The 1,868-nt window shown below is 74.1% G+C and carries 4 protein-coding genes; 2 read left to right on the top strand and 2 right to left on the bottom strand.

All coding sequences use genetic code 11. The annotated features are described in order from the left end of the window. The coding region (locus tag H5J29_RS31125; RefSeq protein WP_220188165.1) for an MFS transporter at window positions 1-669 on the top strand (669 nt) is incomplete at its 5' end. Continuing rightward, entirely contained in the window at window positions 666-1,037 is a 372-nt protein-coding gene (locus H5J29_RS31120) for a RidA family protein (protein ID WP_181784510.1), read from the top strand. The genes H5J29_RS31125 and H5J29_RS31120, both read left to right, overlap by 4 nt. A 13-nt stretch (window positions 1,038-1,050) precedes the next feature. Here the strand turns inward: H5J29_RS31120 and H5J29_RS31115 are convergent, their stop codons facing one another. Together H5J29_RS31115 and H5J29_RS31110 are read right to left on the bottom strand one after the other, a co-directional pair. Beyond that, window positions 1,051-1,467, bottom strand: a complete 417-nt coding sequence (locus H5J29_RS31115) for a cupin domain-containing protein (RefSeq protein WP_220188164.1) — start codon at window positions 1,465-1,467, stop codon at window positions 1,051-1,053. Window positions 1,468-1,527: 60 nt separating this feature from the next. After that, a partial coding sequence (locus H5J29_RS31110; protein ID WP_181784509.1) for an ANTAR domain-containing protein occupies window positions 1,528-1,868 on the bottom strand: 341 nt, incomplete at its 5' end.

Here is a 1,868-nt window from a genome sequence, read left to right as displayed (position 1 = left end):
GTCGACACCGTCGACACCGTGGACACCGGAGGCCTGCGGGCCGCCGTCGACTCGGTCCGCGCCCACCCGGACAGCCTCGTGCTCGTCGGGGTGGCGGTCCTGGTGTTCGCCTTCACCCTGAACTTCCAGGTGGTCCTGACGCTCATGGCGACGGGCGCCTACGGCCTGTCCGCCGACGGCCTCGGCCTGCTGGCCACGGCGATGGCGGCGGGCTCGATCTGCGGCGCCCTGCTCAGCGCGCGACGTCGGACGGTCCCGCGCTCGCTGGTCCTCGGCGCGGCCACCGCCGTCGGGACGTTGTGGCTGGTCGGCGCGGTGGTCCCGGTGGTCTACGGGTTCGCCGCGGCGCTCTTCGCCACCGGGCTGGTCACGATCACGTTCGCCACGTCGTCGAACGCCCGCCTGCAGCTGGTCACCCCGCCGCGGATGCAGGGCCGGGTGATGGCGATGTACCTGGCCGCCTGCAGCCTGGGCGCGCCGCTGACGGCGCCGGTCATCGGGTGGATCTCCGACACCGCCGGGCCCCGCTGGGCCATGGTCACGGGCGGGTGCTGGATCCTCCTGGCCGCCGGGCTCGGCGCCGTCGTGCTCGCGTTCCGCCGACGGGCCGGGGCCCCCGTCGCGTCCCCGACCCCACCCGTCCCCGACTCAGAGAGGTCCTCCCCATGACGACTCCCACACCCACGCTCTACGCAGGCCCGAACCCCGGCTACGCCCTGGGGGCGAAGGTGGGCGACCTGCTGTTCCTCTCGCTGCACGTGGGCGGCGACGGGCTCGGCAACGGCCGCGAGGCGCCGTTCGACGAGCAGGTCCGCCAGGCGTTCGGACGCCTCTTCGACACACTCGACCGCGCGGGTGCCGACCGCAGCGCGATCGCGAAGCTCACGATCTACCTGGCCGACATCGCCGACTTCGACGCCTACAACGTGATCTACCGCGAGCTGATGCCGGAGCCCCGCCCGGCGCGGTCCACGATCCAGACACCGATCGGCCACGGCTGGCGCTTCGCCGTCGACGGGGTCGCGGTCCTCCCCTGACCCGAGGTCGGGTTCACGCCCGGCCGGGCGGGTTCGCGAGGAACCAGTCCCGGATGCCGGGCATGTGCGGCTCGAAGGCGCCGGGGACGGACAGGTTCAGCGCCCCCGCACGCTCGTCGCCCCGGTTCTCGAAGTCGTGGGTGGTGCCGCCGGGGGCCAGCACGAGGGAGCCCGCGGGGGCGTCGACCCACCGGTCGCCGACGAGGAAGTTCATCGTGCCCGCGAGGACGTAGAACACGTCGTCCTCGGGGTGGGAGTGGGCGCCCGGTCCCGTGGTGTGGGGCTCGAGCCACCACTCGGAGATCGAGTAGCCCTCGGCCGTCTCGGCGCCGTCGGCCTTGAACACCGCCTGGATCCGCCCCATCTCGTACCGCCGCCCCTCGCCGGGCGCGAGGTGGAGTGGGGGTCTGGCTCCCGGTCCTGTGCTCATGCCTCGAACCTAGGGCCGGCGGCGGCGCCCGGTCTTGGACGAATGGGAACGGCCCTCCCGTCAGCGGCGCCCCGCGGCCCCTTGGGGTCCGGCCAGCGCCACCGGGTCGATCCGGCCGGTCACCACGTCCCGGGCGACCTCGACGAGCCGCAGGTTGTTGCTGCGCGAGAAGCGCCGCAGCCGTTCGAAGGCCTGGTCCATCGGGAGGCCGCCGTGCTGGGCGATCACGCCCTTGGCCTGCTCGATCACGACCCGGTTGTTCAGCGCGGTCTGCAGCTGCTCCGCCACGACCTCGCCGCGGCGGACGGCCCGCTCGGCGAGGATGCCGATGGTGGCGACGTCCGCCAGCGCCTGGCCGAGCCGGAGGTCGTCGGCCGGGAGCGGGCCGGGGCTCAGGCGCA

Source organism: Pseudonocardia pini (genome assembly GCF_013870575.1).
GTDB lineage: Bacteria > Actinomycetota > Actinomycetes > Mycobacteriales > Pseudonocardiaceae > Pseudonocardia > Pseudonocardia pini.
Note: the sequence above shows the minus strand (reverse complement) of the source record. Positions and strands in the feature narration are given on the sequence as shown.